Source organism: Hymenobacter aerophilus DSM 13606 (assembly GCF_000382225.1).
In the GTDB taxonomy this organism is placed as follows: domain Bacteria; phylum Bacteroidota; class Bacteroidia; order Cytophagales; family Hymenobacteraceae; genus Hymenobacter; species Hymenobacter aerophilus.
Genome location: NZ_KB907805.1, coordinates 107,398 through 133,216 on the forward strand (window position 1 = coordinate 107,398; position 25,819 = coordinate 133,216).

Sequence of the window (25,819 nt, forward strand, 5' to 3'; positions counted from 1 at the left end):
AGAAGCTTCAAAAATAAACGGGCTGGCTATTTGATACGCCTCATCCCGACGGCGCCCTCCATCAGCTGAGCCCACATTTCGCGCGGATAGGGCACGCGCGAACCGGCCGCCGACACGGAGTCGCGCAGGGCAATGGTGGCGCTGGCGGGCGTGAGCGGGCCGCGCAAAATGCTGGTTCCCTTAAAATAAACGGTATCGGGCGTGAGCCGGGTGATTTCTACCAGCGCGTAAGTGCCGTCATCTTTACCCGCCTTACTTTGGTAGCGGGCGCCTACTTCCAGCTCGGCACCGGCCAGTGCCTGTTCGGCGGCCGTGTACGCCGCGGGCTCTTTGGGGCCGCTACACCAGGCGAGGCCAAAAATACCGGCCAGCACCAGCCCGAACAGAATCAGGGCGGCAAAGTTGGTGAGCGGGTAGCGCGCCTGCTCCTGCAATTGCCGCACCGGCGGGCGGTAGCTTTCGGGCATCTGCTTGAGCTTGGCAATGGTTTGCTGGCAGTGCCCGCAGACGGTAACGCTCATTTTGCCAAACGGGAAAATGGGCGTCCAGAACAGGCTGACGTAGCGGGAGAAAACCGTGGCACTGAGCTGGCCGGTGATGCCGCAATGCGTGCAGGCAGTGGCGGGCAGGGGCGCGGTGAGCAGGCGCGAGGAGCCGGTACCGTAGAAAAACAGCATCTGATAGGGAATACGATAAGTCAATTATTCTTCCCTCCTGCCCGGGCAACCGACCGAGTAACGGCAAACCCAAGCCCTTGGTTACGGCCGGCCCGCGCAACGGCCCGGCCGCCGCGCGGCGGGGCCCGAAACCCCGTAGCTTTGCGGCCCGCTTTTCGGCTATTTCATGGAACCTACCGCTGCGCCGGCGCCCCGCTCGGCCCTCACCTTTATTTTCATCACGCTGCTGCTCGACGTGACGGGCATCGGCATCATCATCCCTGTTATTCCGAAGCTGATTCAGCATCTGAACGGCGGCTCGGTGAGTGAGGCGGCGCAGGTAGGCGGCTGGCTGGTGTTTGCCTACGCGGCCATGCAGTTCCTGTTTTCGCCGGTGCTGGGCAACCTCTCCGACCAGTTCGGGCGGCGGCCGGTGCTGCTGTTCTCGCTGCTTGGCTTCGGCATCGACTACCTGTTTCTGGCCTTTGCCCCCACCATCGGCTGGCTGTTTGTGGGGCGGGCGGTGGCGGGCATCACCGGGGCCAGCGTCACCACCGCCTCGGCCTATATTGCCGACGTATCGACGCCCGAAAAGCGGGCCCAGAACTTCGGGCTGATTGGGGCGGCGTTTGGGCTGGGCTTCGTGGTGGGGCCGCTGCTGGGCGGCGTTCTGGGCAAATACAACCACCAGTGGCCGTTTCTGGCCGCCGCCGGCCTCACGCTGCTCAATGTGGTGTATGGCTACTTCGTGCTGCCCGAGTCGTTGCCCGCCGAGCGGCGCCGGCCCTTTGCCTGGGCGCGGGCCAACCCCGTGGGCAGCCTGCAGATGCTGGCCCGCTACCCCGTTATTCTGGGGCTGGTGGCCTCGCTGGTCTTCATCTATATTGCCGGCCACGCCACCCAAACCACCTGGACGTACTTCGTTATCGAGAAATTCAGCTGGGGCGAAGATTGGGTGGGCTACTCGCTGGCCACGGTGGGCCTGCTGGTGGCGCTGGTACAGGGCGTGCTCATCCGGCGCATCAACCCGGCCCTGGGGCCTAAGCGGGCCATTTTCTTCGGCATGCTGCTCTACGCGGTGGGCTTCGTGCTGTTTGCGTTTGCCACGCAGGGCTGGATGATGTTCGCCTTTTTGGTGCCTTACTGCCTGGGGGGCATTGCCGGCCCGGCGTTGCAGGGCATCATTTCGGGCCAGGTGCCGGCCAACGAGCAGGGCGAGTTGCAGGGCGCCCTCACCAGTTTGGTCGGCCTCACGTCCATTGTAGGTCCGGTTTTGATGACGAGCCTGTTCCGCTACTTTACCCGGCCCGCGGCCCCGGTGTACTTTCCCGGCGCGCCCTTCCTGCTGGCCGCCGGCCTCACGCTCATTAGCCTGGCCCTGGCCACTCGCGCCCTGGCCAGCTATGTGGCACCGGCGAGTGAGGCGGTGAATGAGTGAATGCGTGAAGAACGTGTAATTGCAAGCGGAGCGAAGCAATCCGTGGAAACAACGCGCTAAGCCCTGAGAAGCAGCAAACCCCTGACGACCGTACTGGCGTCAGGGGCTTGTCGCTTAAAAAGAAGTGTCACATTGTACTGCTGGATTGCTTCGCTCCGCTCGCAATGACACGTTCTTCACGCATTCACCGAGTCACAAACTTACCCCTTCCCCAGTAGCTTCTTCAGGCCTTTCACCGCCTCCGGAATAGCCAAGGCCAGCGAGGCGAAGGAGGCCACGGTAGCTACCTGGCAATAGAAACACAGGGCCTTGTTTTCCTGCCATTCCTCCTGGCCCAGCTTTACGGTGTTCAGCACGTCGAACAGGGTTTTGGCGCCCATGGCCACCGGCAGCAACGGCTTGTCGGTAGCGCGGTGCAGGCCGCCGGCCCCGGCCAGCGTGGCCGTGAGGCCGTAGGTGACAATCATGGGCAGCGCGTCGGGCGTGTCGAGGCGCTTGTAGCCGTAGTCGGAGGCGTCGACTTTATCGGAGTTGAAGGGGCCGATGGGCGGGTCGGGCAGGTGGTGGATGATGCCGGTCTGGTACATGCTCACAATCTGGCCGGCCGCCACGCCCACCAGCGAAAGGCCGATTATCCAGCGGCGGCGGGTCATGTCGGGGCTCTGGCCCTCGCGGAGTTCGTGGCTAAGTTGGGTAGGGTTCATAGGTTTCAAGTCAGCGGAAAGAAGTCAACCGGGAAAGCCCCGGCCCAAAACCGGCCCGTGCTTTCTCGCTGAAACCTACGCGCCCCTGCAGGTTGGGGTTCCGGTCGCGCTTGCCAAAATCCCTAGCCCTCCGAATATCAAACTCACCACCTCACCACCTCACCGCGTGAGCCAGCCGTTGGCATCGAGCCAGTTGCGGAGGCGCTCCATCCAGTCGTCGGGGGTGGTGGGGTTGCGCAGGCCGAAACCGTGGCCGCCCTTGGCGTAGAGGTGCATTTCGGTGGGCACGCGGTGGTGCAGGCAGGCCTGGTAAAACAGCAGGCTGTTCTGCACCGGCACCGATTTATCGTCCTGAGCGTGTACCAGGAAAGTGGGCGGCGTGCGGTCTGATACCTGCAGCTCGGCCGAGTACTGCCGCAGCTGCTCGGCCGATGGCGTGGGGCCCAGCAGCCGGGTGCGCGAGCCGGCGTGGGTGAGGCTGTCGGTGAGCGTGATGACCGGGTAGATGAGCATCAGAAAATCGGGCCGCACCGAGGTGTTGCCGGGATTGGGGCCCAGCGGGTCGATAAAGTGGGTGCCGGCCGAAGCTGCCAGGTGGCCGCCGGCCGAGAAGCCCAGCATCCCAATCCGGTTGGGCTGCACGTTGAACTTGGCAGCCTGTTCGCGCACCAGCCGCACGGCCTGCTGGGCATCGAGCAGCGGGGCCTGGGTTTTGTCGGGCTGGGCGGCGTCGTTGGGCAGGCGGTACTTGAGCACGAAGGCCGTGATGCCCATTTCGTTGAGTCGCTCGGCCACCTGGTAGCCCTCTTTAGTTATCGACAGCGACTCGTAGCCGCCGCCGGGGCAGATGATGACGGCCGTGCCGTTGGCTTTATCGAGCGGGGCGCGGTACACCACCAGTTCGGGCTGCACCACCTGCCGCACCCGCTCGTTGCCGTCGGAACCCTTTTCGGTGATTTCCTGCACGGCGCTGGGCGTGGCATTCGGGATGACGCCCGAGTAAAGCGGCAGCCGGCGCTGGGCCTGGGCGGTAGCCGCAGCCAGGAGCGCGGCCGCCAGCAAAGAAAGCAGCAGAATTTTCATGGCATCAAGTAGCTGGTAGTTGAAGAATGAGTTGTACGCCGGTGGAAACAATCGGCCGCCGCCGATACTATCCGTGTTCCGGGCGCACCGGGCTACCCAATACGCAGAACTATTATCCGGCGTAGGGCCTTGGTCATAAAGTACATGTAAACCGCGAAAATTACTGCCTACCCGAAGTAGACAGCGGCATGGTATCTTTACTGAACATGAAAACCCAAGCTGCCGCGCCCCTCCCCGACCTGTCCCTGTTCGCTGCCCGCCCCGCCTCGGCCCCCGCTCCTGCCACCCCAACCGGCCCCGACGCCACGCCCTTCCTGACCCGCGTGGCCCGCGACCTGGTGGCCCAGTACGGGCCCACCGGCGAGCTTTCGGATCTGGTGGTGGTGGTGCCCACGCGGCGGGCGGTGGTGTATCTGCAGAACGAGTTGAGCCTGGCCGCCGAGGCCGGGCAGGCCGTGTGGAGCCCGCGGGTGGCGGCCATGGAAGACTACATGGTGGAGCTGGCCGGCGTGCGCGTCGAGGAACCCATTGCCCTGCAGCTGCTGCTGTTCGAGATTCTGCAAGACATCGACCCGGCGCTGGATTTCGACCAGTTCGTGGGCTGGTCGAACTTGCTGCTCCAGGATTTTTCGAGCCTCGACCAGAACCTGGCCTCGCCCCGCAAGGTGTTCGAGTACCTGAGCCAGGCCAAGGCGCTGGAGCGCTGGGACCTCGGGGCCGAATACCAGCCGCTGGCGTCCACTTCGGCTTATTTTCGGTTCTGGGACGACCTGGACAAAGTGTATTTCCGGCTCAAAAAACTAATGCGGCGCGACCGGCTGGCCTACCCCGGCCTGGCCTACCGGCTGGCCCAGCGCCGGGTGCGCGAGCAGCTCGAAGCCGGCGAAACGCTGCCCCGGCACGTGTTTGTGGGCCTAGGCTTTTTATCCAAGGCCGAAGAGCGGCTCATCCGCCACCTGCGCAAGGCCCGCCTAGCCGAGGTGCTGTTCGATGGCGACGCGTTCTACCTGGAGCCCGGCTCGCCCAACCGCGCCGGCCAGCACCTGCGCCAGTACAAGGAGCGCCTCGATTTGCCCTGGGACAACTTCGGCGGGCCGGCCGAGCTGCTGCGCCAGCTGCCGCGCACCGTGCGCATGGTGGGCGTAGCCAACTCCTCGATGCAGGGCAAAGTAGCGGGTCAGCTGCTGGCCGCCGCCCGCCAGGCCAACCCCGCCGCCCGCGTGGCCGTGGTGCTGCCCGACGAAACCCTGCTGCTGCCGGTGCTCCACGGCCTGCCCCTGCGCGAGGTGCCCGAGTACAACGTTACGATGGGCCTCAATTTCCAGAGCACGCCGCTGTTCAATCTGGTGGATTTGCTGTTTGAGGTGCACCTGACCGGCGTGCGCGAGGGTTCGGCCGAAACCGGCTACGGCGTGCCCCGCTACCACCACCTGGCCGTGAGCAAGCTGCTGCAACACCCGTTTCTGCGCCGCTACCAAACCTGGCTCGACAAGCAGGAGGGCACGCCCGAGAACCAGCAGGGCCTGCTCGATAAGGTGTGCCGCGCCATTGTGCAGCGCCACGCGGTGCTGCTGCCCGCCGAGGAGCTGGTGGAGCTGGGCCAGGGCCACCCGCTGCTGACGGCCCTGTTTGCCACCTGGAACAACTGCGACGACATCATCGGGGCCTGCCACACGCTCATCGACCTGCTCAAAAAGGCTTACCAGGACCAGCACTCCGCTATCGAAGCCGAGTACCTGTACCTGTTCTACACGCTTATCAAGCGGCTGCACTCGGTGTTCGACTGCCGCGAGCAGCGGCTGTCGGTGCGCTCGTTCCGGCGGTTTTTGTACGAGCAGATGCGCAACACCCGTCTGCCGTTCAGCGGCGAGCCCATTGCAGACGTGCAGGTGATGGGTCTGCTCGAAACCCGGGCCCTCGACTTCGACCACGTCATCATCCTGAGCTGCAACGAGAACGTGCTGCCGGCCCCCAAGCGCCACAGCTCCCTGTTTCCGTACGACGTGCTGACCACCTTCGGTCTGCCCACCTACGCCGACCACGAGGCCGCCACCGCCCACCAGTTCTGGCGCCTGCTCCAGCGCGCCCGCCAGGTCGATTTGCTGCACATCCTGCCCGGCGCCGAGGGCACCCGCACCGGCGAGCGGAGCCGCTTTCTGCTCCAGCTCGAAAACGACTTGGCCATCCAGAACCCCGATTTGGAGCTGCTGGATTTGACGGTCACGGCCGACACCTCACCCCCTAGCCCCCTCTCCTCCGGAGAGGGGGAACTAGCCTTTAATTCTAGCATAGAAGCTAGTATAGAAAGACTAGAGCTAGTCCCCCCTCTCCCCGAGGAGAGGGGGCTAGGGGGTGAGGTAGCCATCAGCACGGATTTAATCCTCGAAAAAGACGCCGGGATGCTGGCGGCGCTGCGGGCGCTGCTGCAAAAGGGCCTCTCGCCCACCGCCCTCAACCAGTACCTGGGCTGCTCGCTGCAATTTTATTTCCAGCGGATTGCCCGCTTCCGCGAGAACGAGGAGGTGGAGGAAGCCCTGGGGCCCGACGGCTTCGGCACGGCCGTGCACGAGGCGCTGGAGGAGCTGCTGACGCCGTTTTCGCAGCAGCAGACGCCCCGCGCACCGGCCCTGACGGCCGCCGATATTCCGGGCTTGCTGGCGTTGGCTCCGATTATGGTGGCCAAGGCCCTGCGCAAGGAGGAAGCCGGCCGCCATGCCCGCGCCGACGAGGGCCTCAACCACGTGCTGGGCCAGGTGGCCAAGCAGCTCGTGCGCCGCTACCTCGAAAGCCTGCTCGATACCCCCGAGGCCCTGCCCCTGCACATCCAGAGCCTCGAAGAGCCGCTGCAAACCACCGTGTACGTAACCCTGGAAGGCGGCGAGAAGCTGCCCGTGAGCCTGCTCGGTCTGGCCGACCGCGTGGACCAGCTGGCCAACGGCGACCTGCGGGTGGTCGACTACAAATCGGGCCTCGTGGAGAAGTCACACCTGCAGCTGCTCAAGCGCAACGAAGCGCCCGAAGCAGCTGTGGAGCGCCTGCTCACCGATACGTCCTCTTCGGCCGACAAAGTGCGGCAGCTCTGGCTCTACCGCTTCCTGCTGGCCCAGCAGGGCCGCCCCGCCGCCGACGCGGCCATCATCTCGCTGCGCAACCTGGCCGCCGGCCCCATGTCGGCCGACATGAGCTTCCTGACGGCCGAGGGCCAGGATTTCGGGCGCCACAGCGAAGAGCTGCTGGGCCAGCTGGTGCGCCGCATCCTCGACCCCGCCGAGCCCATCCGCAAAACCGACGACCTGGATAAGTGCCAGTACTGCCCCTACCGGGGCATTTGCGCGCGGTGAGCCTTCCTGTCATCCTGAGCTTGCGAAGGATCTATACAGCAAGCATTTCTTCTTAATGTTGGCATCTGTATAGGTCCTTCGCAAGCTCAGGAGGACAATTACCCTTTCTAACTACAAACTTCTAACATCTAACAAAATGGACGAATTCATGCAGGCCGCCATCGATGAGGCGCGCCAGGGCCGCCGGGAAGGCGGTATTCCGATTGGCTCGGTGCTGGTGCGCAACGGCCAGCTCGTGAGCCGCGGGCGCAACAAGCGCGTGCAGGAGGGCAACGCCATCAAGCACGGCGAAATGGACGCGCTGATGAACGCCGGCCGCCAGCGCACCTACCGCGACACGGTGCTTTATACCACCCTGATGCCCTGCTTTATGTGCGCCGGCACCATCGTGCAGTTCAAAATCCCGAAAGTGGTGGTGGGCGAGTCGCGCACCTTTGGCGAGTCGAAGGCCTTCCTGGAAAGCCACGGCGTGGAAGTGGAAATCCTCGACCTTGATGAGTGCGTGCAGCTGATGGAAAGCTTCATTGCCGAAGAGCCCGAGCTCTGGAACGAGGACATTATGGAGCTGTAGAGGAAATGTGGAGGAATGCGCGGAATGTGACCGTTCTGTCATCCTGAACGCAGCGAAGGACCTTCCTGTACTTGCCCGACTGCAACGACGATCTGTGCAAACGTAATAAGGTCCTTCGCTGCGCTCAGGATGACAGAACGGTCACATTCCGCATATTCCCCTACATTCCGCACATTATATCCATGCCCGACCCCAACGCCCCCTTTTCCGCCACCAAAAAGTGCCCCCACTGCGGGCGCTGGACCGAGTGGCAGCAACAACCCACCGACCGTTGCCAGCACTGCGGGCAGGTGCTCGAACCCCGCCGGGCCGCCGCCGACGAGCACCGCCAGCAGCAGGCCGACGCGCCGCTGTCGGAGGGCCTGCTGCTCATTGAAATCAACCCCGACGAAAACCCGATTGTCAAGTTCTTCAAGTACATTATCCGGGGCGGTCAGTTGGCGTTTGGGGCGTTCATGGCCTTTATGATGTGGCTGCTGGCCGCCGTGGCCGGATGAAGCGGCTGCCGGCCGAGCTGCGCCACCCTGTGTTTGTGGTCGGGGTCCTGACTTATCTGGCCCTCATTTTATACAAGCAGAACAGCCCGCTGGTAGCGGGCTGGCCGCGGCCGCCGGCCCTGCTGCGCGCCCATCTGGCCGATGCGCTGGCCCTGCCCCTGCTGCTCACGCTGGCGCTGTGGGGGCTGCGGCGCTATTACTTCCGCCGGCCGGCCTTCGTGCTGCCCCGCTCCTGGATTTTTAGCACCTGGCTGGTCTTCAGCCTGTGGTTTGAGTGGCTGCTGCCCCGCCTGGATGCCCACGCCACCGCCGACTGGCGCGACGTGCTGGCCTACGCGCTGGGCGGGCTGGTATTTGCCCGCTTCATGAACCGCCCGGCCAGCCCGGTTGCTTAACCCCGCAAGCCTTTCTAAGCGTATAGCCCCGTATTCAGGCCCCGCCGGCAGCCCGCCAGCGGGGCCTCGCGCTGCCCCAACAAAATTATTCTGGCTCCTGACTCCTAGCTCCTCTAGAAATGACCACCGATTTTCACCACGTGCTGCTCGATTACTGGGAGCGGTTTCTGTTTGTGCTGCCCAAGCTGCTGATTGCCCTGGTGCTGCTGGCTATCGGCCTGTACGTGGCCGGCCGGCTTAGCGCCCTGCTCAGCCGCCGCCTGCACCGCCGCTCGGCCGACCCGCTGCTGGCCGACTTCCTGACTCAGATAAGCAAGTGGGTGCTGGCCCTGATTGCGCTGCTGATTGCCCTCAACGTACTGGGCTTTACGGGCGTGGTGGGCAGCTTGCTGGGCGCGGCGGGCGTGTCGGCGTTTATTGTGGGCTTTGCCTTCAAGGATATTGCCGAGAACTTCCTGGCCGGCGTGATTCTGGCCTTCAACCGCCCCTTCCACATCAACGACACGGTGCAGATCAACGACATGGTGGGCCACGTGGTGGCCCTTAACCTGCGCACTACGCTTATGCGCACCTTCGATGGCAAGCACATTTCCCTGCCCAACTCCATGGTGCTCAAGCAGCCGCTCACCAACTACACCCGCGACGGCGACCTGCGCTCCGACTTTCTGCTGACCATCGAGCTGGGCCCCGACGACACGCCCGACGAGGCCAGCCGCATCATCATCGACCACCTCCAAGCCGTGCCCCAGGTGCAAACCGGCGCCAAAGCCCCCTACGTGAACCTCGAAAAAGCCAGCGCCACCACCGTCGATTTGCGGGTGTATTTCTGGGGCGACTCGGACGATTACCGCCGCGGCGTGCTACAGCTCAAAAGCCGCCTGATGCAGGAGGTGAAACAGGCCCTGGTGGCGGCCGGCTTCAGCGTGCCGGGCCTGGCGGGCTAACGCCCCAACCCACTATACTTGCGGTCCGATACGCGAACCGAGCGCGCTTTTCGTTAGGTTGCAGTTTCCTGCCGGGCGGCTTTGCTGCCTTCGCTGCTTATGTCCCAGAACTCCATCCACCGGCTGTTGCTGCCGCTGCTGCTGTGGCGCGTGCGTCACGTCAGCGACCGGGCCTACCTGATTCTGGTCAGCATTCTGATTGGCCTGCTGGCGGGTTTGGCGGCGGTGGTGCTCAAAACGCTGGTGCACGACACCCAGGGCCTGCTCAACGCCTGGGTGCCGCCCGAGTACCAGGTGTTCAGCAGCTCGCTCTACCCCATCATCGGCATTGCCCTCACGGTGCTGTTTACGCGCTACTTTCTGGGCGGCGACCTGGGCCGGGGCATCGGTCCGGTGATTTACAACGTGGCCCGGCAGGGCAGCATCGTGCCGCGCAGCAAGCTGTACTCGCAGCTGGTGTCGTCGTTTCTGACGGTGACGTTTGGCGGTTCGGCGGGTCTGGAGGCCCCTATTTCGGTTACCGGCGCGGCCATCGGCTCCAACACGGCTCGGGTGCTGCGCATCGGGCGGCGGCAGCGGCGGCTGCTTACGGGCTGCGGGGCGGCGGCGGGCATTGCGGCCATCTTCAACTCGCCCATCGCGGGGGTGCTGTTCGCCGTCGAGGTGGTGCTTTCCGAGCTGTCGGCGGCGTATTTCGTGCCGCTGCTCATCTCCTCAGCCACGGCCACGGTCGTTTCGAAAGCCCTGTACGCGGGCCAGCCCTTCGTGCTCATCACCACCAGCTGGCCCGTCGATGCCGTGCCGCTGTACCTGATGCTGGCCCTGTTTACAGCCCTGCTGTCGGTGTACATGATTCGGGTGTACTTCTGGGCCGACCGACAATTCAGCCATTTTTCGGGCATTTTCTGGAAGGTTTTGCTGGGCGGACTGGCGCTGGGCGGGCTGGTTTTTCTGTTTCCGCCGCTGTATGGTGAAGGCTACAACATTGTGCAGCTGCTGCTGGGCGGCCACTCCGAGCAGCTCGTCAACGGCTCGCTCTTCGATGTTTTTAAAGACCAGAGCGTGTGGCTGGTGCTGCTGGTGGCGGCGGGCAGTATGCTGCTGAAAGTGGTGGCCACCACCATCACCATCGGCTCGGGCGGCAACGGCGGCATGTTCGGCTCGTCGTTGTTTGCCGGCGCGCTCTGCGGCTTCGTGTTTGCCCGCCTCATCAACCTGAGCGGTCTGTACCCGATTTCCGAAGTGCACTTTATCGTGCTGGGCATGGCCGGCACGCTGGCCGGCGTGGTGCACGCCCCGCTCACCGCCATCTTCCTGATTGCCGAAATCACCGGCGGCTACGCCCTGTTTGTGCCCCTGATGCTGGTCACGTCGGGCTCCTACCTGATTACGCGCTACTTCGAGCCCTACTCGGTGTACACCCGCAAGCTGGTGCAGAAGGGCGTGTACGTCAACCACGACCGCGACCGCGGCCTGCTGGCGCTGCTCGACGTAACGAGCCTGCTGCAAACCGATTTCGAGCCCGTACGCCCCAACGATACGCTGGGCGAGCTGGTGCACACCTTCCGCCACGCTTCGCGCAACCTGTTTCCAGTGGTTGATGGCGCCGACGGCCGGCTGCTGGGCGTCGTCAGCCTCGATGCCGTGCGCCACGCCCTCTTCGACGACACCCGCTACACCACCACCCGCGTGCGCGACCTGATGGACGAGCCGCTGGCTATCGTGCGCCCCGACGATACGCTGCTCGACACGCTGCGCTGCATGGAGCAGCTCGACGCCTGGGCCCTGCCAGTAGTAGATGCCGACGACCGGTACTTAGGGTTCCTGCTCAAATCCACCATCCTGGCCAACTACCGCCGCCAGCTCATCAAAGACAGCGGAGACTGATTTTTAAGCTGTTAGCGGAGAGCTGTTAGCTATTAGCTTGTTCTCAGGATGCTATTTTGTGCTGCCTGAGAGGAAACGGGCGTGAGCACCGGTAGCTTCAAATTTGAGACGTTTCCTGCCTTGTAAGATGCGGCAACCGGGTTGCGACCGTACCTTGTAGCCTTTTACTGCTGGCTGGCTGCAGTCTGGGCTTATAAAACAGTGCTTTTGGCACGAAAGCTAATAGCCAGCAGCTATAAGCTAACAGCTCAAAATCTTGATTTACCTGTTTACCGACGGCTCCTCGCGGGGCAACCCCGGCCCGGGCGGCTACGGCGCCATTTTGCGCTTCGGCGCCCACGAGAAGGAGCTGACCGAGGGCTTCCGCCTGACGACCAACAACCGCATGGAGCTGCTGGCCGTGATTGTGGGCCTCGAAGCCATCAACCGCCCCGAGCTGCCCATCACCGTTGTAACCGACTCGCGCTACGTAGTGGATGCCGTGGAAAAGAAGTGGGTGTTCGGCTGGGCCAACAAGGCCGATTTCGGCAAGAAGGCCAATGAGGACTTATGGCGGCGCTTCATCAAGATATACAAGCAGCGCACCGTGCAGTTCCGCTGGGTGCGCGGCCACAACGGCCACCCCGAAAACGAGCGGTGCGACCAGCTGGCCGTGCGCAGCGCCACCCGCGGCCCCCTGCTGATTGACGTCGGCTACGAGGCCCTCGCCTAATGGCTAACTCTTACTTCCAGTTCAAGCAGTTCCGCATTGAGCAAGGAGCCTGCGCCATGAAGGTGTGCACCGACGCCTGCGTGCTGGGCGCGGTGGCGGCCGTGGAGGGGGCGGCGCGCATCCTGGACATCGGCACCGGCACCGGCCTGCTGGCCCTGATGGCCGCTCAGCGCAACCCCACGGCCACCATCGAAGCCGTAGAACTGGATGAAGCGGCTGCGGCCCAGGCAGCTGCTAACTTCGCGGCCAGCCCCTGGGCCGCCCGGCTGCGGCTGCACGCCCAGCCGCTGGCTGCGCTGGCGGCCAACCGCCCCGGGCCTTTCGACCATATCATCTGCAACCCGCCGTTTTTCCGCCACGCGCTTCGCTCGCCCGACGCCCGCCGCACCACCGCCCGCCACGCCGCCGAAGACACGCTGAGCTTTGCCGAGCTAACCCGCTTCGCCGCCGACTTTCTAACCACCGAAGGCCGCCTCACAGTGCTGCTGCCGCCGCCTGAGATGCGCGATTTTGAGCGCGAAGCGGCCGCCACCGGGCTGTTTCCGACAACCCGGCAGGTACTCCGCCACCGCGCCAGCAGCAAGCCGCTACGCCAAATCGTGGAGTTCGGCCGGCAGCCCACGGTGGTGCAGGAGCAGGAGTTGCCGCTGCACGAGCCTGATTCCGAAGACTACACCGCCTGGTTTCAGGAGCGACTGGGGCCGTTTTATCTGGCATTGTAAGGGTACTTGCGTTTGACAATACTATTGCTGCGGCCGTCCGGCGGGCTTAGGCCAGCGGCAACAGGGCCATCAGCGCCGTCAGCTTCTGCTGATGCAGCTGGCCAAGCAGGTCGGTAGGCAGGCGGGCGAAGTCGGTGGCGGGGTAATGGCGCAGCACGCGACCCTCGGCCAGCACCGTAATTTCGTCGCATAGCTCGGTGAGGGAGCCCAGCAGGTGCGAGGTCAGCAGGATGCCGGTGCCTTGTTGGCGCAGGCGGCGCAGCACTTCCATCAGCAGCAGGTTAGCGCTGAGGTCGAGGCCGTTGAAGGGCTCGTCGAGCACTAGGTACCGAAAGTCCTGGACCAGTAGCGACAGCAGGGCCAGCTTTTTCTTCATGCCGGCCGAGTAATCTTCGGCGTACTGATCGAGGGGCAGCTCCAGCAGCTCATTCCAGCCCGCGAGGCTGGGCACCGGCCGGCCCCGGGCCTGCAGGCAGAATTCCACGTATTCGCGGCCGGTGATGCGCGGGTAGAAGTAGGGCTCGTAGGGTAGCAGGCCGGTACACGCCCGAATACTCTGCCCACTGGTTTCGCGCACCGTGCCCCGGTAATCGGCGTGCAGACCGTAGATGCAGTGTAGCAGCGTGGTTTTGCCCGCTCCGTTGGCCCCCACCAGCCCGTGCAACGTGCCCGGCTGCAGGGCTAAATCAACGTGGTGCAGCACCGTATGAGAGCCAAAATCCTTACCCAGGCCTTCGATTGATACCATATTCGTTTACAGACAAAAGACTCTGATTGAACAGCCAAGCCAGCTAATAGGCAGGCTACTCGCGCCGGTATTGCGCCAGCCGGCTTCTGCTTTTCAGTAATAAGCTCAGAAAGCAGGCCAGCAACAACGCCAGATACGCTGGGTTGCTGCCCAGCACCGACAGGCCCACCACTACAGCTCCGGCTTGGGCAAGGCGACTCAGGGTAGCGTGTGGGTAGAAGGCGTATTTGGCCATAATGACCATTGACAGAACTATGGCGCACCAGCCCAGCACCAGCGCCATGCCACCCAACCCGGCGGGTCCCAGGGCCAGCACCACCGCCAACGGGGCAGTCGTGAGGCCAAAGTACAGCAGCCCCCATCCTATCCGGGCCCGCAACCAGGCGCCGGGCGTACGCAAAGCCGGCAGCAGCCAGTTCCAGGGCTCGGGCGTACCGTAAGTGTCCAACGTGAGCAGCAACCAAGCCAGCACGGCCAGCGCCGGACCGGTACTATTGGCGCGGGTGCTGATGGCTGCCCCCAGCAATGCCAGCCACGCCAGCCCCAGCACCGGCCGATGGCCCGCACTCACCCACTCAAAGGCTACGCTTCGGAACCAAGTTGGCCGGTGCATCCGGCTGGTGGAGGCAGCGGCGGCCGGCCCCAATGCCACCACTGCGGCCCCTGCAACGGCTAACATCGCCGGCCCAAAACGGCCCCAGCCCAGCAGCACCAGCGCCACGGGAAGGCTGCCCAGCGCGTATTCTGCGGCTAGCCAGCCCCGAAACCGGGGCGCGGTTAATTGCAGGAAAACCAGGTCGGCCCGGCGGCGGTGCAGGCTGAGCGTGAACACCAGCACGGCCAGCGGCACGACCCAAACCAGCACAGGGTGCGCGGCGGCCGTGACCAGCGCCCGGACCGTTACCAGCCCCAGCAGCGCCCCCAGCACCAACAGCCGCCACCAGCCTAATTCGCGGAGTTGCCGGCCCAGCAGCCGGGCTCGTAAGTGCAGGTAATATTGCATAAGCGGTGGCAGTCAGGCAGCTACAACTTGCCGGACGGGAGCTTATTGTAGCGCGGCCAGCACTCCCAACTCCTGCTCCACGAACTCAATCCCGTAATCGGCCGCCAGCTCATCGAGAATGGGGTTGTAGAGCTCGGGCAGGGTTGGGATGACGACGCCGCGCTGCTGGAGCTGCCCGGTAGCGAGCCGGCGCACAGCCATGCCCAGCGGCAGGCCCACGGTTTTGGCCATGGCCGTGTGGGTGGCATCGTCGCCCAACACCACCACCGACGAGTTGCGGCCGTGGCGCTGCCCGTCGAGCTCGTACTCAAACTGGTGCTGCATCACAATCATGTCGTGGTCGGTGGGTGCCAGGGCCCACTTTCGGGTGAGCAGCTTTTCCAGCAGTTGGGCCGGCGTAGCGTTGGCCTGGCCCACCGGCAGCTCCTCAAACAGCCCCAGCCAGCTTAGCTGCCGCATTTCCACCGAATCGGGGGCCAGGCCCAGATGCGCGGCTACGCGGGCGGCCAGCGGCTGGCCGGTGATGGCAGGCAGGGGCAGGTAGGCAGCTACCAGCTCGGCCCAGGTCAGGTCGGCGGGGTTGTCGAGCTGCACGGTGTCGTCGGTGAAACCCAGGCGCACCAGCTGCTGCCAGGCGGCGCAGTAGCCCGGCCGGCGCAGGGTACCGCGCAGCATGGTGTGCACGTGCGCGAGGCCGTAGGGGGCGCGGTAGCTCAGCGAGTCGCGGTTGGCGTAGCCTTCAAACTCGCCAAAGCCGGGCACGGCCACGGTTTCGAGGCGGGTAAATAGCTGCTGGTACGGGATGAAGCGCAGCCGGCCCTGCTCCAGATACTTGGCCGTACCCTGGCCCGCCAGCACCACGTTGCGCGGGTTCCAGGTGAACTTGTAGCGCCAGGGGTTGCCGGCTTCGGCCTCGGGCGCCAGCAGCCCGCCGCAGTACGATTTGAACGAGGTTACCTGCCCGCCCTGCTGCCGGATATCGGCCAGCACGCGCATGGCCGACATGTGGTCGAGGCCGGGGTCGAGGCCGCACTCCATGAGCAGCGTAACACCCGCCGCCTCGGCCGCCGGCCCCAGCGCCCGGATTTCGTCGCTCACGTAGCTGGCCGTGGCCAGGTGCCGCCCGTGCCGCACGCAGGCCCGCGCCACCGGCGCATGAAACAGGGCCGGCAGCATCGACACCACCACGTCGGCATCGGCTACGAGCTCTTCCAGCCGGCTTGCATCGTGCACATCAAACGCTACCGCCCGGGCATACGCGGCGTGGGCGGCCAGCACCGGGGCCAGGTGGACCGGCTGCACGTCGGCTACGGTCAGCTGCCAGCCCTCGGCGGGGGCGTGGCGCAGCAGATATTGAATAAGCGAGGAAGCCGAACGACCGGCGCCCAGCAGCAGAATACGCGACATAGATGGGTGAGTGGGTGGAGCGGCAAGATAGGGAAACGGGTGATGGGGTGAGGACGTGAGGACGTGAGCCCACCTGTCATCCTGAGCTTGCGAAGGACCTATCCAGAGGCCAATCAATAGATGCCTTCTGTATAGGTCCTTCGCAAGCTCAGGATGACAGTACCTCTCTCAATCACTCATTCACCTCATTCACCAAAAAACCGTACATTCGTCGCCCCTTTTCACTTTCCCGGGGCCGCTTGCGGTACCCACCCCTTTGCCCCGCATGGCCAACACCCTTAACCTGACCATCACGGCCGACGTGCTGGCCTCCGAAGCCGACCTGACGCCCGCCGAAGCTGCCACCTGGCAGGCTGCCCAGGCCGCTACCGAAACCTCCCATTCGCCCTACTCCCACTTTCAGGTGGGCGCGGCTCTGCTGTTCGACGATGGCACCGTATTTCAGGGGTCCAACCAGGAAAACGCCGCTTATCCTTCGGGCCTTTGCGCCGAACGCACGGCCCTTTTTGGCGCGGCCGTAGCGCGGCCGGGGCGCCGCATTGTGGGCATGGCCGTGGCCGCCCGCCCCGCCGGCGGGGCCTTCGGGCCAGCCAACCCATGTGGGGCCTGCCGCCAGGTCATGGCCGAGTACGAGCAGCGCCAGCAGCAGGCGATTCCGCTGCTGCTGCCTGGCCCCGATGGCAGCATCTACCGCTTCGGCGCCCTCTCCGACCTGCTGCCCTTCGGCTTCGATGCCAAGGATCTGCCGAAGGTGAGATAGTTCAAGGTGAAATAGTGAGATAGTGAAATGGTGAGTTTTATGTTCGGGCGGCCCTGATTGTCCTATTTTGCGCCGCCAGGGGCCCGAAACTTCAACTCACCATTTCACCATCTCACTATTTCACCTTATGGAACATCAGCTCAGCGTTGCGCGCACGGCCCGTTATCAGCAGTTGGGCGAATTGTCGGCCCATACGCAGCGGGTGTGGTTTGTGGCGCATGGCTACGGGCAGCTGGCGGCGTACTTCGTGCGGCATTTTGCCCACCTGGTAGCCGCCGACCCGCAGTTGGTGGTGGTGGCGCCCGAGGGCCTGTCGCGCTTCTACCTCAACGGCACCGGCGGCCGCGTGGGCGCCACCTGGATGACCAAGGAGGACCGGCTGGCCGAAATTGACGACTACGTAGCCTACCTCAACCAGCTGGCCGCGAGGATTCTGCCGCAGGCCGCGCCCGAGGCCGCCATTACGGTGCTGGGCTTCTCGCAGGGCGCGGCCACCGTCAGCCGCTGGCTGGCCCGCGCCAACTTCCGGCCGGCGCGGCTTATCCTGTGGGCCGGCGCTTTCCCGCCCGACATGGATTTTACCGTGGCCTCCCGCCTGCTGGAGCAATTGCCCGTCACGCTCGTCTGCGGCACCGACGATGAGTTTATCAAGGAAGAGGACCTGCGGAAGCAGCAGGAATTTCTGCGCCGCCTGGGTGTGGCGCCGAAGCTGGTGCGCTTCAGTGGCACGCACACTCTAGACCGGGAAACGCTGACGAAGCTGGCCGAATAGGCCTGCTCTACTCCTTGCGGATAACCGTGGCCGCGCCCTGGGCGGCGGGCAGAATCAGGACTTCGGCAATGTTGACGTGGGGCGGGCGCGTGACCATGAAGGCCAGCAGGTCGGCCACGTCTTCGGCCCGTAGCGCCTCGTAGCCCTGGTACACGCTGGCGGCGCGCTGGGTGTCGCCCTTGAAACGCACCTCCGAAAACTCGGTTTCCACGGCGCCCGGGTTCACCTCGGCCACCCGAATGTGGTGGGGCAGCAAATCGAGGCGCATGCCTTTGGTGAGGGCCGCCACGGCCGCTTTCGAAGCGCAGTACACGTTGCCGTTGGCGTAGGTTTCGTGGCCGGCAATAGAGCCAATGTTGATGATATGGCCGGAGTTGCGGCGCGTCATGGCCGGCAGCACGGCCCGGCTCACATACAGCAGGCCCTTCACGTTGCCGTCGAGCATGGCGTCCCAGTCGGCGGGGTCGCCCTGCTGAATGGGCGCCAGACCGTGGGCGTTGCCGGCGTTGTTGATGAGCACGTCCACGTCGGCGAATTCGGCCGGCAAGCTGGCCACAGCGGCCTCCACGGCGGCCCGGTCGCGCACATCAAACGTGAGCAGGTGGGTGGGCACTTCGGCGCCCAGCTCGCGGGCCAGCTCCTCCAGCCGCTCGCGCCGCCGCCCCGCCAGTACCAGTCGGAAGCCGGCGCGGCCCAGCGCCACGGCCGCCGCCCAGCCAATACCCGATGAAGCGCCGGTAATAAATGCAGTTTTCATTCTTGAAGAAGCTAGAAGTTGGGAGCGGCAAGCTACAGGCTGCAAGCTACAAGCTTTCTTTAGCCAGGTTGCCAGCAAAAGCTTGCAGCCTGTAGCTTGCGGCTTGCGGCTTGCAGCACTAGACTACCGTCCCGACCAGATGTTGAGGTAGAGCGTGACGGTGTTGCTGGTCATGCGCTGCAGGCTGCGGCTGTACACGTCGTTGGTGCTGGGCACGTACAGGTTTTTCAGGCCGTTGGAGAAGCGCAGCTCGGGCGAGAACTTGAAGAACGGGTAGAACAGGTCGAGGCCCACGCCGTACTCGATGGCGAAGTCCGAATCGGCCGCCTCCAGCAGGTTCACGTCAGGGTCTTTACGGCGCCCGCCAATGTTGAGGCTAGGCTTCACGCCCGCAATCAAGTACATCCGCGTGTTGCGCCGCCGCTGCGATTTTAGCTTGAACAGCAGCGGAAAATCAACCTGCGTACTGCCGATTTCCTGGTCCTCAATCTTCTCGGGGTCGTCGGGGTACTGCGCGGTATTACGCACGTAGCCCTGATCCTTAAACTCGATGCGGCGCGTCAGAAAACTTACGCCGGGCGCGAAGGTGAGGGCCGCGTAGTTGCCCAGCCGTAAATCACCCAGAAAGCCCACTGAAAAGCCCGGACTAATGATCGAGTTGGCTGATACCTGCTGATTTGGGTACAAATCTGACTGCTCAACCAGGTAGCGCGAGAAGTTGGGCGCCACGTACAGGCCCAAGTGCAGCGCCCGGTCGTCGTAGCCCACCAAGTTGTCCGACGTAATCGACTTCACCTGGCCGCCGCGGCCGATTTTGGCCCGGCTGCGGCTGGTTTTCTGGGCCACAGTGCTCAGCGGCAGGGCCAGCACGGCGGCGGCCAGCAGCGCGTAGCGCATTACTTTTGAGCCGTGTAGATGGAGCTGATGCCGAAAGTGAGGGGTTGCCATGCAGGAGAGTTGAAGCCGACTTTGCGCAGAATTGCCAGAAAATCCGGGCCGTCCGGGAAGGCCTGCACCGACTCGGGCAGGTAGGTGTAGGCGGCGCGGTCTTTGGAAATAAGCTTGCCGAAAACCGGCAGAATGTTCTTGAAATAGAAGTTGTAGGCCTGTTTCATGGGGAAGGCCGTGGGCTTGCTGAACTCCAGCACCACCAGCTTGCCACCCGGCCGCAGCACCCGGCGCATCTCGCTCAGGCCGCGCTCCAGGTTAGCGAAGTTGCGCACCCCAAACGAGGCCGTTACAGCATCGAACGAGTCATCCTCGAAGGGCAGGCTCTCCGAGTCGCCCAGCTCCAGCCGGATGCGGTGGCCCAGGCCCTTGGCAGCCAGCTTGCGGCGGCCCACTTCCAGCATACCTTCCGAAATATCAACGCCCGTTACCTGGGCATCGGGGGTGGCGGCGCGCAACGTTTCGATGGCGAAATCGGCCGTGCCGGTGGCAATATCGAGGATGCGGGCCGGGCGCAGCTGCCGTAGCTCATCCACGGCCTTGCGGCGCCAGTAAATATCGGTGCCGGCACTCAGGAAGTGGTTGAGGAAGTCGTACTTGCCGGCGATGCTGTTGAACATCTGGGCAACCTGCGACTTCTTGTCGGCGGCGTCATCTTTATAAGGTACTACGGACATGGCTCGTGGAGCAAGGAACGACGGGGTGCGGGCAAAATTGCCTCATTACAACGGCTTTTGCGCTATTATGTTAAAAAAAGGACGGGCCGGGCATACAGCCCGGCCCGTCCTTTTTAGCCGAAAACCAACGGTTAGTCGTTGTCGGTCTTCACTTTCACCTTGTTGCCCTCGGCGTCTTTGGCCTTGGCATCAATGGTACCGTCCTTGGTTACGGTCTTGCTTTTCTCGTCGTCAGGGCCCTTGGTTTTCACCTTCACTTTGTCGCTGTCCTCGTCCACCTTGGTCTTAATCTTGGTGCCGTCTTCCAGCTTCACCTTGCTCTTACCGGGCTGCAACGGCACGGTAGGCGCGGTACCCATGCCCATGTTGCCGGTGCCGGTGCTGCCCGAAGGCTGCGGAGCCGGAGCCGGACGGTTCATGTTCGGCATGCCTTCACCTTCCTTCACAATCACGCGGAAGTCGGTGCGGCGGTTAAGCTGCATGTTCTCCGGCGAATCGTTGGGGGCTACCGGACGACGCTCGCCGTAGCTTACCGTTACCATGCGGGTCTCGGCAATGCCGGCCTTCTTCAGGTAGTTGTAGGCCACGTTGGCGCGGTTCTGGCCGAGTACCATGTTGTACTCGTCGGTGTTGCGCGAGTCGGTGTTGCCTTCAATCGAGATGTTGATGCCGGGGTTGGCAGCCAGCAGGTCGCTCACCTTCTTCAGCTCCACAATCGACTCGGGCCGCAGGGTGTACTTGTCGGTGTCGAAGTAGATTGGGTTGATGTTGGCGATGTTAGTCACCATCGTATCGATGTAGTTGACGTAGAAGTTCTTCTCAATGACGGTCGAGTCATTGGTCGAAATCGGCACGGCAAACTCCTGGGTTTCGATGTTGCGGCCATCCTTGCTTACGGCTACCTGGTAAGTCCGGCCCGAAAGCACGTTTACCTGGTACTCGCCGGTCAGCGGCTTGCTCACGTCGCGGTAGCTCAGGGCCGTTTTGTCGGCCTGGGTACCACTGAACACCAGCTCCGCCCCGGGAATGGCGCTGCTGTCCTGGATAGCCAGCACGCGGCCCCGGATGGTGGCGTTCTTGATGTAGTTGATGGTGTAGATGTCCTTTTCACCATAGCCACCAATGCGGTACGACGACAGGTAGGCGTACGAGCCATCGGGGCTCAGGCGGTAGTAGGTGTCGTCGTCGGGCGTGTTGATGGGGTAGCCCATGTTCTCGGGCCGGCCCCACTTGCGGCCAATCGAGTCGTACTCCGACTTAAAGATGTCGTAGCCGCCCATCGTGTTGTGGCCACGCGAGGAGAAGTACATGGTTTTACCATCGCGGCTCAGGTACGGGCTGTCATCGTCGTACGCCGTGTTGATGGCGTTACCGATGCTCTTGGCCGGGCCCCATTCGCCGCCGGGCACACGCGTCGAGTAGTAAATATCGAGCGTGCCGTCTTCTGAATACTTAGCCGTTGAGAAGTAAATAGTCAGGCCATCGGGCGTAATGTAGGCGTCCGATTCGTAAGCGGCAGTGTTGATATTCTTGTTCAGGCGCTTAGGCTCGGTCCAGTCGTTGCCGCTTTTTTCCGAATACAGAATGTCGCCATTCTCGTCGTTGCGGTACATGAGCATTTTGGTGTCATTGTCAAACACCTGAATGGATGCATCGTGGCCTTTGCCGTTAAGCACGCCGCTCAGCGACCGGGGCTTGTCCCAGTTGTCCTCGTCGATGCGGCGGGCTTCATAGATGTTCTCGTAGTACTGTCCGTCAGCGGCCAGCTTCTTCCCGTCTTTGCCTTCGGCCGCCTGCAACGCGCTCACGTTGGTCATGTTATCGGAGCGCGAAGTAAAGAGCAGGATTTTGTCGTCGGCCGAAATAACGGGGCTGTGCTCCGACCACTGCGTGTTGATGGTCGGGCCCAGGTTCTTAACGAAAATATCGCGCGGGCTGTTGAACTGCACCTTCGCGTTCTTGCTATTCTGAATCAACCGGGACAAATCGCGCTTACGCGTGTCCTTGGTTTTCAATGTGGCATTGTAAGCCTGAAAATGCGCAATAGCTTCGTCGAAGTTGTAGTTGAGGTGATCTACCCGGCCAAGCCAGTACTCCACATCCTTGGATACGTTCTTCTTCAGACGCTGCGCCTTGTAGATGTAGTCGCTGGCCTTCTCCTTGTCAAAAGACATATAGGCAATACCGGCCCGGAACAGCGCCTGCGCATTGTTGGGGTCCTTGGCTAGCACCTGCTCATAGTAAGGCAACGAAGCCCGGAAGTTTTCCTGGCCGAAAAGCTTATTGGCCGTTTTAAGTTGCTGTCGGGTGCTTTGAGCCAGGGCAGGCTGGGCCATTGCAGTCGTGAGCATGACAGCGCACGAGGCTTGTAATAACCTTCTGACTAAGTTGTCCATTGAGGAGGGATTAGGGAAACGAGGGGTTGCAAAGGGAAAAAGTATCGACCGCCAATTACGCAGAGCCAATTTGGGAGTTGCCTCCTATTACTGAAATCCGATAACAGAGTTTAGCTAAAGAAAGAAAAAAACGAAACCCAGGTGCTAAAAAAGGCCTTTTGTCGCGTTGAATTTCTCTAAAGAACCGCCAGAAGGCATACTTAACGGGCAAAGATATAAATTTTAAAATACAGCCTTGGCCCTATCCTATTCCATCAGAATCGGCCAATTCAGAGCGTACAAACGGCCGCTATAACCGGAAAATACTCCGTAGCAGCTAGTGCTTGAGCGTGCAAATATAGAGTACCCTTGTAAACTACAAGGTTTTTCTTCAAAAAATGATGGGTTCGGCCGGCCGGGTTGGAATATTTATCTTTGCCCTTTCTCATTAATTGCCCCCGATGCTTATTCAGGACGCCAGATTTTTAACGAGTAATGCGCGGGCCCAGGACTGCCCGGCGCCCACGCTGCCCGAATATGCCTTTATCGGCCGCTCCAATGTGGGTAAGTCGTCGCTCATTAATATGCTCACCAACCAGAAAGGGTTGGCCAAAACGTCGTCGCAGCCCGGCAAAACCCAGCTTATCAACCACTTCCTTATCAACGAAGACTGGTATCTGGTCGATTTGCCGGGCTACGGCTACGCCAAAATCAGCAAGGACGCCCGGGCCAAGTGGGCGCGCATGATCAACTACTACCTGCGCCAGCGGCCCAACCTGACCTGCGTAATGGTGCTGCTCGACTCGCGCCACGCCCCCCAGGCCCTCGACCTGGAGTTTATGGAGCAGCTCGGCACCGAAGGAATTCCGTTTGTAATGGTGTTTACCAAGGCCGACAAGCAGTCAGGCTCGCGCACCAGCCAGCAGGTGGTGCAGTATCTGGAAAAAATGCGCGAAACCTGGGACGAGCTGCCCCGCCACTTTGTTACGTCGGCCGAGGACAAGACGGGCCGCGACGAGCTGCTGGGCTTTGTGGCCGAAACCAACCGGCAGCTGGCCGAAGCGCAGCAGGCCGAAGATGGCACGCCCGGCGCGTAAACTGGCTTCGTTCTTGCAGGCCCCGGGCCGGCCGCAACGGCGGCAAGCCTTTCTATTTCAATTCACTCCCGTACTTTTCTGAACATGACCAAAGCAACTTTCCTGTTTGGCCTTGGCGCCCTGCTGGCCTTCGCGGCTACCCCGGCCCTGGCCCAGACGGCGGCCCCTGCTCCGGCTACCGAAGCAGCCCACTCGGGCAAAGCCATTCCGGTGGCCGAATACTACGAGGGCGGCCAGGACGCCATGTACGCCTTTATCAACCAAGAGCTGAAATACCCCGTAATGGCCCGGCGCAACCGCATTCAGGGCCAGTGCATCGTCAGCTTTACGCTGAACACCGACGGCACGCTTTCGGGCATCAAGCTGGTGAAGCAGATTGGCGGCGGCTGCGGCGACGAGGCCCTGCGGCTGGTGAAGCTGCTCAAGTTCAACAAGCCCGATTACGCCGTGCTGACCAGCCTGCCCATCACCTTTAAGCTGTAGGCCCCCGCACTGCCGGCCCGTTCGCGGGCGTTGCGTACCTTCGCCTCTTCAACCACTGCTTTTTTTGCTATGCCCTACGACCTGAAGGAAATTGCCGCCATCAGCGGAATGCCCGGTCTGTACCGTCTCGTGCGCCCCACCCGCGCCGGCGTCATCATCGAAGCCCTCAACGACAAGGGCACCCGCTCGGTGGCCGCTGCCCAGAACAAAGTGTCGCTGCTGCAGGAAATTTCCATCTACACCCAGGATTACGACCAGACGGTGCCCCTGTCGGAGGTGTTCGACCGGATTCAGCAGCAGCACGGCGCCGACTTCAGCCTGAGCAACAAGTCGAACGACCAAGAGCTGGTGACGTTCATGGAAGGCATCATTCCGGATTACGACCGGGAGCGGGTGTACCTGTCCGACATCAAGAAGCTGGTGCAGTGGTACAACATCGTGAGCCAGCGCCTCGAGTACCAGGCGCCGGCCACCGAAGATGAGGCCACTGAGAGCGAGGCGACCAAGAAAGAGGTAGCCGAGCAGGCCGCCGAAGAAGCGCCGGCCACTCCCGTAGCCGCCGATACTTCGCCCAAGAAGAAAACCGTCAAGAAAACGGCCGAGCCCGCCGCCGATGAGGCCATGAGCACGGCCGGCATCATTCCGGCCCCCGAGGCCGACACGGCCCCGGCCAACCCCGAGGCGGCCGTAGCCAAGCCCGCCAAAAAGGCACCGGCCAAAAAGAAGGCCGAGTAAGCTTTAATAGAGTCTACAAAAAAATGCCGGCGGCCCTTGAGGCTGCCGGCATTTTTTATGAGTAAACGATGGGGCTACTCGGCAGCTTCGTTTTGCTGCTCGGCGGCCAGGAATTCCTCGGCCTTCTCCACCATCTCCGTCGAGCCGATGAAAACGGGGCAGCGCACGTGCGTATCGGTGGGCTCCAGCTCCAGGGTGCGGCGCCGGCCATTGCTCGATTTGCCGCCGGCCTGCTCCACAATGAACGCCAGCGGGTTGCACTCGTACATGAGCCGCAGCTTGCCGTTGGGCACCTTGCTCGTGCCGGGATACATATAGATGCCGCCCTTGAGCAGGTTTCGGTGGAAGTCTGCCACCAGCGAGCCAATGTAGCGGGCCGAGTAGCCTTCCTCCTTGCAGTAGGCCACAAACGCTTTGGTGCCCTCCGTGAAATACTCCGACGTGCCCTCGTTGATGGAGTACACCTTGCCGGTGGTGGGCGTCTGGATGTTGGGGTGCGAAAGGAAAAACTCGCCCAGGCTGGGCTCGTAGGTAAAGCCGTTGACGCCGTTGCCGGTCGTGTACACCATCATGGTGCTCGAGCCGTAAATCACGTAGCCGGCCGCCACCTGGTGGGTGCCGGTCTGCAGGCAGTCCTGCGCCGTGCCCTCGGTGCCGGTGGGCGACACGCGGCGGTAGATGCTGAAAATGGTGCCGATGCTCACGTTCACATCGATGTTGCTCGAACCATCGAGCGGGTCGATGGCCACCACGTACTTGCCCTGCACGTTGCCGGTCTGAATCATGTCCTCATCTTCCTCGGAGATGATGGTGCACACCTCGCCGCCGTTGCGCAGCGCCCGGATGAAGCGGATGTTGGCAATCACGTCGAGCTTCTGCTGATCTTCGCCCTGCACGTTGCGGTTGCCGTAGGCGCCGGCAATATCGATGAGGCCCGAGCGGTTGATTTCGCGGTTGACGATTTTGGCCGCCAGCGCAATATCGCGCAGCAGCTGGCTCAGCTCGCCGGTGGCGTAGGGGAAATCCTCCTGCTTGCGCATGATGAAGCGGTCGAGGGTGGTGCCGACGGGCAGCGCGAGCTTATCGTGATGATCCATTAGAAGCGGG

The 25,819-nt window shown here is 62.8% G+C and carries 25 protein-coding genes; 14 read left to right on the forward strand and 11 right to left on the reverse strand.

Translation table 11 applies throughout. The features are described 5' to 3' along the window. Positions 1–26: 26 nt before the first annotated feature. Positions 27–677, reverse strand: coding sequence for a hypothetical protein (locus H145_RS0106245; protein WP_019947281.1), 651 nt, complete (start codon positions 675–677; stop codon positions 27–29). 166 nt (positions 678–843) lie between these two features. Here H145_RS0106245 and H145_RS0106250 point away from each other — a divergent pair, with 166 nt between their 5' ends. Beyond that, positions 844–2,094, forward strand: coding sequence for a TCR/Tet family MFS transporter (locus H145_RS0106250; RefSeq protein ID WP_019947282.1), 1,251 nt, complete (start codon positions 844–846; stop codon positions 2,092–2,094). 200 nt (positions 2,095–2,294) lie between these two features. Here the strand turns inward: H145_RS0106250 and H145_RS0106255 are convergent, their stop codons facing one another. Further along, the gene (locus H145_RS0106255; RefSeq protein ID WP_019947283.1) at positions 2,295–2,798 is read right to left on the reverse strand and encodes a vitamin K epoxide reductase family protein; all 504 of its coding nucleotides are present in this window, start codon (positions 2,796–2,798) and stop codon (positions 2,295–2,297) included. A 159-nt stretch (positions 2,799–2,957) separates the two neighbouring features. Further along, complete coding sequence (locus H145_RS0106260; RefSeq protein WP_019947284.1) at positions 2,958–3,881, reverse strand: alpha/beta hydrolase; 924 nt, start codon at positions 3,879–3,881, stop codon at positions 2,958–2,960. Positions 3,882–4,087: 206 nt separating this feature from the next. On the opposite strand from H145_RS0106260, the gene H145_RS0106265 reads away from it, so the two are divergent. From H145_RS0106265 to H145_RS0106300, 8 genes are all read left to right on the forward strand, one after another. Beyond that, the gene (locus H145_RS0106265; protein WP_019947285.1) at positions 4,088–7,222 is read left to right on the forward strand and encodes a PD-(D/E)XK nuclease family protein; all 3,135 of its coding nucleotides are present in this window, start codon (positions 4,088–4,090) and stop codon (positions 7,220–7,222) included. 136 nt (positions 7,223–7,358) lie between these two features. Continuing rightward, a complete protein-coding gene (locus tag H145_RS0106270; RefSeq protein WP_019947286.1) occupies positions 7,359–7,793 on the forward strand; it encodes a nucleoside deaminase in 435 nt (144 codons plus the stop codon). A gap of 182 nt (positions 7,794–7,975) precedes the next feature. Then, positions 7,976–8,290: a hypothetical protein gene (locus H145_RS0106275; protein WP_019947287.1), complete on the forward strand. Its 315-nt coding sequence runs from the start codon at positions 7,976–7,978 to the stop codon at positions 8,288–8,290. Beyond that, the gene (locus tag H145_RS20210; RefSeq protein WP_019947288.1) at positions 8,287–8,685 is read left to right on the forward strand and encodes a hypothetical protein; all 399 of its coding nucleotides are present in this window, start codon (positions 8,287–8,289) and stop codon (positions 8,683–8,685) included. The genes H145_RS0106275 and H145_RS20210 overlap by 4 nt, the downstream gene beginning before the upstream one ends. 119 nt (positions 8,686–8,804) lie before the next feature. Continuing rightward, positions 8,805–9,629, forward strand: a complete 825-nt coding sequence (locus tag H145_RS20215) for a mechanosensitive ion channel family protein (protein ID WP_019947289.1) — start codon at positions 8,805–8,807, stop codon at positions 9,627–9,629. A gap of 99 nt (positions 9,630–9,728) precedes the next feature. After that, complete coding sequence (locus H145_RS0106290) at positions 9,729–11,516, forward strand: chloride channel protein (RefSeq protein WP_019947290.1); 1,788 nt, start codon at positions 9,729–9,731, stop codon at positions 11,514–11,516. 256 nt (positions 11,517–11,772) lie between these two features. Further along, positions 11,773–12,228 (forward strand): ribonuclease HI, encoded by a 456-nt coding sequence (gene rnhA, locus H145_RS0106295; RefSeq protein WP_019947291.1) that lies wholly within the window; start codon positions 11,773–11,775, stop codon positions 12,226–12,228. Beyond that, positions 12,228–12,950, forward strand: a complete 723-nt coding sequence (locus tag H145_RS0106300) for a tRNA1(Val) (adenine(37)-N6)-methyltransferase (RefSeq protein WP_019947292.1) — start codon at positions 12,228–12,230, stop codon at positions 12,948–12,950. The genes rnhA and H145_RS0106300 overlap by 1 nt, the downstream gene beginning before the upstream one ends. Positions 12,951–12,996: 46 nt before the next feature. On the opposite strand, the gene H145_RS20220 is transcribed toward H145_RS0106300, so the two are convergent. Genes H145_RS20220 through H145_RS0106315 form a run of 3 tightly spaced genes read right to left on the reverse strand, consistent with a single transcriptional unit; the run spans position 12,997 to position 16,108 of the window. Further along, positions 12,997–13,698, reverse strand: coding sequence for an ATP-binding cassette domain-containing protein (locus H145_RS20220; protein WP_019947293.1), 702 nt, complete (start codon positions 13,696–13,698; stop codon positions 12,997–12,999). 55 nt (positions 13,699–13,753) lie between these two features. Continuing rightward, the gene (locus H145_RS0106310; protein ID WP_019947294.1) at positions 13,754–14,701 is read right to left on the reverse strand and encodes a hypothetical protein; all 948 of its coding nucleotides are present in this window, start codon (positions 14,699–14,701) and stop codon (positions 13,754–13,756) included. Between the two features lie 42 nt (positions 14,702–14,743). After that, positions 14,744–16,108, reverse strand: coding sequence for a saccharopine dehydrogenase family protein (locus H145_RS0106315; RefSeq protein ID WP_019947295.1), 1,365 nt, complete (start codon positions 16,106–16,108; stop codon positions 14,744–14,746). A gap of 265 nt (positions 16,109–16,373) precedes the next feature. Here H145_RS0106315 and cdd point away from each other — a divergent pair, with 265 nt between their 5' ends. Together cdd and H145_RS0106325 are read left to right on the forward strand one after the other, a co-directional pair. Then, complete coding sequence (gene cdd, locus H145_RS0106320) at positions 16,374–16,868, forward strand: cytidine deaminase (RefSeq protein WP_019947296.1); 495 nt, start codon at positions 16,374–16,376, stop codon at positions 16,866–16,868. Positions 16,869–16,995: 127 nt separating this feature from the next. Next, entirely contained in the window at positions 16,996–17,640 is a 645-nt protein-coding gene (locus tag H145_RS0106325) for an alpha/beta hydrolase (RefSeq protein WP_019947297.1), read from the forward strand. 7 nt (positions 17,641–17,647) lie between these two features. On the opposite strand, the gene H145_RS0106330 is transcribed toward H145_RS0106325, so the two are convergent. From H145_RS0106330 to H145_RS0106345, 4 genes are all read right to left on the reverse strand, one after another. Beyond that, positions 17,648–18,397 (reverse strand): SDR family NAD(P)-dependent oxidoreductase, encoded by a 750-nt coding sequence (locus tag H145_RS0106330; protein WP_019947298.1) that lies wholly within the window; start codon positions 18,395–18,397, stop codon positions 17,648–17,650. 123 nt (positions 18,398–18,520) lie between these two features. Continuing rightward, positions 18,521–19,294, reverse strand: a complete 774-nt coding sequence (gene porT / locus H145_RS20225; RefSeq protein WP_019947299.1) for a type IX secretion/gliding motility protein PorT/SprT — start codon at positions 19,292–19,294, stop codon at positions 18,521–18,523. Beyond that, complete coding sequence (ubiE, locus tag H145_RS0106340) at positions 19,294–20,022, reverse strand: bifunctional demethylmenaquinone methyltransferase/2-methoxy-6-polyprenyl-1,4-benzoquinol methylase UbiE (protein ID WP_019947300.1); 729 nt, start codon at positions 20,020–20,022, stop codon at positions 19,294–19,296. The genes porT and ubiE overlap by 1 nt, the downstream gene beginning before the upstream one ends. 131 nt (positions 20,023–20,153) lie before the next feature. Further along, entirely contained in the window at positions 20,154–22,373 is a 2,220-nt protein-coding gene (locus H145_RS0106345) for an OmpA family protein (protein WP_240471666.1), read from the reverse strand. A gap of 485 nt (positions 22,374–22,858) precedes the next feature. Here H145_RS0106345 and yihA point away from each other — a divergent pair, with 485 nt between their 5' ends. From yihA to H145_RS0106360, 3 genes are all read left to right on the forward strand, one after another. Next, complete coding sequence (gene yihA / locus H145_RS0106350; RefSeq protein ID WP_019947302.1) at positions 22,859–23,494, forward strand: ribosome biogenesis GTP-binding protein YihA/YsxC; 636 nt, start codon at positions 22,859–22,861, stop codon at positions 23,492–23,494. Between the two features lie 84 nt (positions 23,495–23,578). Then, positions 23,579–23,977, forward strand: coding sequence for an energy transducer TonB (locus tag H145_RS0106355; protein ID WP_019947303.1), 399 nt, complete (start codon positions 23,579–23,581; stop codon positions 23,975–23,977). 69 nt (positions 23,978–24,046) lie between these two features. After that, positions 24,047–24,712, forward strand: coding sequence for a DUF5606 family protein (locus H145_RS0106360; protein WP_019947304.1), 666 nt, complete (start codon positions 24,047–24,049; stop codon positions 24,710–24,712). 74 nt (positions 24,713–24,786) lie between these two features. Here H145_RS0106360 and fbp read toward each other — a convergent pair whose 3' ends face one another. Then, complete coding sequence (gene fbp, locus H145_RS0106365) at positions 24,787–25,809, reverse strand: class 1 fructose-bisphosphatase (RefSeq protein WP_019947305.1); 1,023 nt, start codon at positions 25,807–25,809, stop codon at positions 24,787–24,789. Positions 25,810–25,819 lie beyond the last annotated feature (10 nt).